A 6,000-nucleotide genomic window follows, 5' to 3' on the forward strand; every position below is an offset into this window, starting at 1 on the left:
CCGCTGGCCCTAGGCGCTGCGTCCACCTCGTGCCCTTTGCGTCCATCGCCGGGCTTTCAGGGAAACCATGTCTATCGGGGCCATAGCCAAGGGCATAGGGCGTCACGCCCGTCGCGCGCCTAAAATCGAGGGTGTGCTGCAACAACGAACCCTCAAGTCGATCAGCCGCGCCGTGGGCGTGGGGCTGCACAGCGGCCAACGCGTGGAGCTGACCCTGCGTCCGGCCCCGGCCGACACGGGCATCGTGTTCCGCCGCGTCGACCTGCCCGAGCCGGTCGAGATCCGCATGACCGCCGAGTCGGTCACCGACACGCGCCTGGCGTCCACGGTCTCCACCGGCGGCGCCAAGGTGCAGACGGTCGAGCACATCATGTCCGCCTGCGCGGGCCTGGGCATCGACAACCTCTACATCGACATCACGGCCGACGAAGTGCCGATCCTTGACGGGTCGGCCTCGTCCTTCGTGTTCCTGCTGCAAAGCGCGGGCATCGCGCTGCAGAAGGCGCCGCGCCGCTTCATCCGCGTGACCCGCAAGGTCGAGGTGCGCGAAGGCGAGGGCGCCAACGAGAAGTGGGCGAGCCTGGAGCCGTACCACGGCTTCAAGCTGGCCTTCGAGATCGACTTCGACCACCGCGTCGTCAACTCCACCGGCCAGCGCGTGGAGTTCGACCTGGGCACCGACTCGTACAGCCGCGACATCGCGCGCGCCCGTACCTTCGGCTTCACCAAAGAGGTCGAGTACATGCGCAGCAAGGGCCTGGCCCTGGGCGGCGGCCTGGACAACGCCATCGTCATGGACGACACCAAGGTGCTCAATGCCGGCGGCCTGCGCTACGACGACGAGTTCGTGAAGCACAAGATCCTGGACGCCATGGGCGACCTGTACATCATCGGCAAGCCGCTGCTGGCCGCGTACACCGCGTTCCGCTCGGGCCATGCGCTGAACAACAAGCTGCTGCGCGAACTGCTCTCGCACAGCGACGCCTACGAAGTCGTGACCTTCGAGGACGAAAAGCGCGCACCGCGCGGTTTCGGCGAAGTCGCCCGCGCCTGGTAGGCCCGGGCAGCCCGCGCTTTCACGACATGCTTCTTTTCCGCTGGGCCATCCTGCTGCTTCTGTTGGTGGCCGGCGCGTCCTTCGCGTTCTATGCGGGCACGGGACAGCCCAAGTACCGCCGCTTCGGCTGGATCGTGCTGAAGTGGACGTTGCTCGCGGCGTTCGGCTTCTTCGCGGTGCTGATCGCCGAGCGCGTCGCGTAGTTTTTCGCGGCGCTGTTCGCATGTCCGGAAACGGCATGCCGGGCAGCGGCCGCCGGCGCACGATGGCGCCATGAACACCCGCACACCCCCTTCCCGCAATCCGTTCGGCGTGCAGGATGCGCCCGACCCCGACGGTGAAGACATCGACGCGTTTGCCGCAAGCGTGCGCCTCGACGGCGCGGCCAGCGACGCCAATGCCGAGGCGTGGGGCGTTGCTTCGCGTGCCGCGCGAGAGATGCCGTTGACGATCGCGGGCGCCTGGTCGAGCCGCTGGAACGGCGGCGCGGACCCGACGATGCCCGGCGACACCGCCGCCGCATGGAAAGAGGGCCAGGCCCGCGTGAAGATCGGCGTCGGCCACATCCACCTGCTGTTCGACTGGCACGACGGCGCGCGCCATGCGCTGCTCGACGTGCGCCAGGCCGGCCTGCACCGGCTCGTGGGCCGCTACATCAACCTAAGCAACCCGGCCATCACGCAGCCCTGGGTCGGGCTGGTCGTCGACCACCGCCGCATCGACGGCCGCTGGCCCCACGGGCGGCTGGACTTTCGCCGGTAGCGCTGCCGCTCAGCGCGAACGGCCTTGCCGGTACGTGCCGGCATGCGTCTTCGACAGCTCGGCCGCCTGCGCGAGCCGCGCCATCGAGCGCCCCACCTGCGCATGCGTGATCGCGATGCCCAGCGCGTCGGCCGCGTCGGCGCCCGGCAGGCCCGGCAGATCGAGCAGGCGTTTCACCATCTCCTGCACCTGTGCCTTGGCGGCCTGGCCGTGCCCGGCCACGGCCTTCTTCATCTGCAGCGCCGTGTACTCGGCCACGGTGAGGTTGCTGTTCACCAGCGAGGTCACGCATGCGCCGCGCGCCTGCCCCAGCAGCAGCGTCGATTGCGGGTTGACGTTGACGAAGATGATTTCCACCGCCGACGCGTCGGGCTGGTAGCGCGCCGCGATTTCCGCGATGCCGTCGAACAGCACCTTCAGGCGCGCCGGCAGATTGCCCGTGCCCAGGTGCCGCGTGCTGATGGTGCCGCTGGCCACGTAGCGCAGCGCATGGCCGTCCACGTCGACCACGCCGAAGCCGGTGGTCGTCAAGCCGGGGTCGATGCCGAGAATGCGCATGAAAGGTAGCGAAAAGGCCTAAGCCTGCATCAAGAGAGTCGAAAGAGGTGCGAAGTCGCGCGGGAAAGCCGCGTGATCGCGGGCAGAATCCGTGCCGATTCGGACCGTCCGCCCCGCTTCCCGCAGGGCGCGCCACACAAGGAAGCGAATGTGAATGTAGTCGAGTCCTCCGCGCAGCAGCAACTGGATGAAGCACAGGCCTTGCTCGAGCGCCTGCAGCACCCCACCGAACGCGCCGCCGCGCGCCTGCGGCAGGCCGAGCTGCTGAACGACCTGGGCCGGCGCGGCGAAGCACTGGCCGCCTGTGGCCGCCTGCTCGAGGAGTTCGCGGGCCGGCCCGAAGCCGATGTGGTGGTGCCTTGCTGCCAGGCGCTGCGCCTGCTGGCCCACATGCTGCGCCAGCTGCATCGCCCCGCCGACGCGCTGACCACGCTCGACCGCCTGATCGCCGCGCACGGACAGCGCGCCGAACCCGAGGTGCGCGAGCACATCGCCAACGCGCTGTTCCAGCGCACCTGGCTCATCGACGAGCCCGAGGCCCGGTGCGCGGCTTGCGACTTCATGAGCGAGATGCTCGACGCGCAGGCCGATGCCGCGCGCGACGCATGGCGCGTGGAAGCGCGCTTGCTGAAGGCCGAGATCGAACACCATCGCGGCCTGCCGCAAGACGCGCTGGCCACGCTGGAGGCCGCCATCGAACGCTTCGACGGCAGCAGCGACCCCGGCGTGGTGCTGCGCGTGGCGCGGGCGCGCCTGGCCTCGGTGCTGAACCTGCGCGAACTGGCGCAGCACACGCAGGCCCAGGTGATGTGCCTGGCGGTGGCCGACCAGATCGAGGCCGGACTGGCCGACGCCGCGCCCGAGCTGCGCCTGGAGGGCGTGCGCGCGCTGACCCTGTTCTTCGACGGGCTCGGGCCCGACGAGCAGGCGCGGCGCGCCGAGCTCGTCGGCTGGCTGCTCGAACGCTACGGCCACGATGCGTCGACGCAGGTGCGCCGCATGGCGGTGGTGCGCGCCTACGACTGGGTGGTGGGGCTGCGCGAGCACGACGATGCCGCCGCGGCGCTGGCCGCCTGCGAACGCCTGCTCGGCACCTTCGCGGGCGACGGCGACGCCGTGGTGCAGCGCACCGTGGCCAGCGCGCGGCTCAACCAGGGCTTCGTGCTGCTCGAACGGCTGGGCCGGCCCGAGGACGCGCTCGCGGTGTACGAAGACCTCATGGCGCGCCTCGAGGACGCGGACGCCCCGCAGTTGCGCGACACCCTGTCCAAGGCGACCGCGGGCCGCCTGACCTGCCTGCGGCGGCTGCGCAGGGTGGTCGATGCCGAAGAGCTCTCGGCCGACGTGCGCGACGCGGTGCGCGAGCAGGTGAAGCAGGGCCGCAAGCATGGCGATGCCGGCGAGCCGCACGAAGCCATCGCGCTGTTCGACGAGGTGCTCGCGGCGCATGCCGCCTCGCCGCATGCCGAGCTGCGCCGCCAGTGCGCGCGGGCGCTGGCGCACAAGGCCTTCTGCCTGATCGCGCTGGAACGTTTCAGCGAAGTGATCGCCGCCGCCGACACCATGGACGCCTGCTACGGCGCCGACGCCGCCACGGCCATGCAGGAGCAGGTCGCGCTGTGCCTGCAATACAAGAGCACCGCGCTCGACCGCCTCGGCCGGCCCGAAGACGAGATGCGCGTGCACGACGAGATCGTGGCGCGCTGGGGCGACAGCGATCTGCCCGAGCTGCGCGGCCGCGTGGCCGGCGCGCTGTTCCGCAAGGGCATGGCGCTGCGCCAGGCGGGACAGCTGAAGGCGGCCGTCGGCTGCTATGACGAAGTGATCGGGCGCACGGCCGTCGCGCGAGAAGGCACGCTGCAGCTGTGGGCCGCCAAGTCGATGATCAACAAGGCCAAGGCACTCGAAAAGCTCGGCGACACCGCCGGCCAGGCCAAGGCCTACCGCGTGCTGATGGCGCGCTTCGGCGACTCGGGCGACGCGGCGCTGCGCGAGCGCGTCGCCAACGCGGGCGAGTGGCTGGCCGAGGCCGAGGGCCGGCAGGGCCGCACCGAGGCGCAACGCGCGGCGCTCGAAGACACGCTCGGCCGCTTCGGCACCGCCATGTCGCCCGAGCAGCGCACGCGCATGACGCGCGAGCTGCAGGCGTTGAAGGCCAAGGCCTTGGGACGCAAGGCGAAGGAAGCCTTCGACCGCGTGGTGCGGCGCAAGGCCTGAACGCCCCGTGGGGCTTCAGGCGTTGAAGTACCAGCGGATGGAGTGAAAGAAGATCGGCGCCGCGAAGCACAGCGCGTCGACCCGGTCGAGCAGGCCGTTGGCGCCGGTCACGCCCACGCCCTTCTTGCCCCAGTTGGGAATGCCCCGGTCGCGCTTGAGCGCCTTCATCACCAGGTGGCCCATCGAGCCCGCGATGCAGGCGATGACCGACACCGCCAGGGCCTGGCCGAACTTGAAGGGCGTGATGAACGAGAACAGCGCGCCCACCAGGCTGGCCACCACGATGCCGATGCCCCAGCTGGTCCAGTTGAAGCTGCGGCTCACGTTGGGCGCGAAGGGCGTGCGTTGCGTGCGGCGCGAGATCAGGTGCTGCACCAGCACCGAGGTCTGCACCACGAACACCAGGAAGAACACGAGGAAGGCGCTCTTGCCCTCGTAGCCCGGAAAGCTCAGCAGCAGCAACGCGGGCACGTGGCTCATGCCGTACACGCAGACCATGATGCCCCACTGCAGCTTGGCGTTGCGCTCGAGGAACTGGCTCGGGTCGTTGGCCAGCGCGCTCGCCACTGGAATGGCAAGGAACACGTAGACCGGGATGAACACGGTGAACAGGTCGAAGCGCGCGGTGGCCACCAGCCAGAACTGGATCGGCAGCACCACGAAGAACGCGAGGATCAGGCTGCGGTGGTCGCCGCGCCGCGTGGGCGACAGCGTGATGAACTCGCGCAGCGCGAAGAAGGAGATCAGCGCGAACAGCACGGTGGCCACGGTTTCGCCCAGTGCCCAGCCGATCCAGAAGATGATCACCATGAACCAGGTGGTGCCCAGCAGTTGGCGAAAGTGCGCGAGTTCGGCTTGCCACGCGGCGTCGTGCACGGGGTTGCGGCGTTCCCGGAAGGTGAGGAAGAACGCGGTGGCGCTCACGATCGCGAGCAGGCCGAAGACGATGAGAAAGAGGGCCGCGACCTGCTGGGTCGGCGTGAGGTTGCGCAGGAACTGGTTCATTTTTTACTGCGCGTCGGGTTGCTCGAGCTTCATGTCAGACGTCGCGCAGCGCGATCACGGCGGCACGGGCGCGGTCCAGGAACGGGCGGCGCTCTTCGCCTTCCTCGACGCGGATCGGCGCGCCGAAGGTGACGGAGCAAAGGATGGGCACGGGCACGATCTCGCCCTTGGGCATGACGCGCTGCACGTTGTCGATCCAGGCCGGCACCAGCACCACCTCGGGGAACATCGTGGCCAGGGCGTAGAGGCCCGACTTGAACTTCTGCGGCTCGCCGGTGTGGCCGCGCGTGCCCTCGGGGAAGATGATGATCGAGTCGCCGCTGCGCAGGGCGTCGATGAGCGGGGCCAGCGGGTCGGCGGCGGGAGGCGCGGGAACGGGCTCGGGTTGCGCGGCGGCCGGC

At 69.8% G+C, this 6,000-nt stretch carries 7 protein-coding genes; 4 read left to right on the forward strand and 3 right to left on the reverse strand.

Translation table 11 applies throughout. The features are described 5' to 3' along the window. Positions 1 to 133 precede the first annotated feature (133 nt). The 3 genes from lpxC (at position 134) to BMG07_RS11670 (ending at position 1,819) form a co-directional block, all read left to right on the forward strand. On the forward strand, positions 134 to 1,057 hold the full coding sequence (gene lpxC / locus BMG07_RS11660; RefSeq protein WP_198084704.1) for a UDP-3-O-acyl-N-acetylglucosamine deacetylase: 924 nt from the start codon (positions 134 to 136) through the stop codon (positions 1,055 to 1,057). Between the two features lie 26 nt (positions 1,058 to 1,083). Beyond that, complete coding sequence (locus BMG07_RS11665) at positions 1,084 to 1,260, forward strand: hypothetical protein (RefSeq protein ID WP_198084705.1); 177 nt, start codon at positions 1,084 to 1,086, stop codon at positions 1,258 to 1,260. A gap of 70 nt (positions 1,261 to 1,330) precedes the next feature. Beyond that, on the forward strand, positions 1,331 to 1,819 hold the full coding sequence (locus BMG07_RS11670) for a hypothetical protein (protein ID WP_198084706.1): 489 nt from the start codon (positions 1,331 to 1,333) through the stop codon (positions 1,817 to 1,819). Between the two features lie 9 nt (positions 1,820 to 1,828). Here BMG07_RS11670 and ruvC read toward each other — a convergent pair whose 3' ends face one another. Continuing rightward, positions 1,829 to 2,377, reverse strand: a complete 549-nt coding sequence (ruvC, locus tag BMG07_RS11675) for a crossover junction endodeoxyribonuclease RuvC (protein WP_198084707.1) — start codon at positions 2,375 to 2,377, stop codon at positions 1,829 to 1,831. A gap of 150 nt (positions 2,378 to 2,527) precedes the next feature. Between ruvC and BMG07_RS11680 the strand changes: the two genes are divergently transcribed. Then, positions 2,528 to 4,594: a hypothetical protein gene (locus BMG07_RS11680; protein WP_198084708.1), complete on the forward strand. Its 2,067-nt coding sequence runs from the start codon at positions 2,528 to 2,530 to the stop codon at positions 4,592 to 4,594. Between the two features lie 15 nt (positions 4,595 to 4,609). Here BMG07_RS11680 and BMG07_RS11685 read toward each other — a convergent pair whose 3' ends face one another. Then, the gene (locus BMG07_RS11685) at positions 4,610 to 5,599 is read right to left on the reverse strand and encodes a phosphatidate cytidylyltransferase (protein WP_198084709.1); all 990 of its coding nucleotides are present in this window, start codon (positions 5,597 to 5,599) and stop codon (positions 4,610 to 4,612) included. Between the two features lie 34 nt (positions 5,600 to 5,633). Continuing rightward, positions 5,634 to 6,000, reverse strand: a 367-nt coding sequence (locus tag BMG07_RS11690; RefSeq protein WP_198084710.1) for a 1-acyl-sn-glycerol-3-phosphate acyltransferase, incomplete at its 5' end; no start/stop codon positions are given.

The organism is Variovorax sp. E3, assembly GCF_016082275.1.
In the GTDB taxonomy this organism is placed as follows: Bacteria; Pseudomonadota; Gammaproteobacteria; order Burkholderiales; family Burkholderiaceae_C; genus Variovorax.

What these genes read in the sequence shown, in the direction of transcription:
- BMG07_RS11665 (WP_198084705.1), top strand. Translation starts at nt 1,084, where the DNA reads ATGCTTCTTTTCCGCTGGGCCATCCTGCTGCTTCTGTTGGTGGCCGGC.
- BMG07_RS11670 (WP_198084706.1), top strand. Translation starts at nt 1,331, where the DNA reads ATGAACACCCGCACACCCCCTTCCCGCAATCCGTTCGGCGTGCAGGAT.
- ruvC (WP_198084707.1), bottom strand. Translation starts at nt 2,377, where the DNA reads ATGCGCATTCTCGGCATCGACCCCGGCTTGACGACCACCGGCTTCGGC.
- BMG07_RS11685 (WP_198084709.1), bottom strand. Translation starts at nt 5,599, where the DNA reads ATGAACCAGTTCCTGCGCAACCTCACGCCGACCCAGCAGGTCGCGGCC.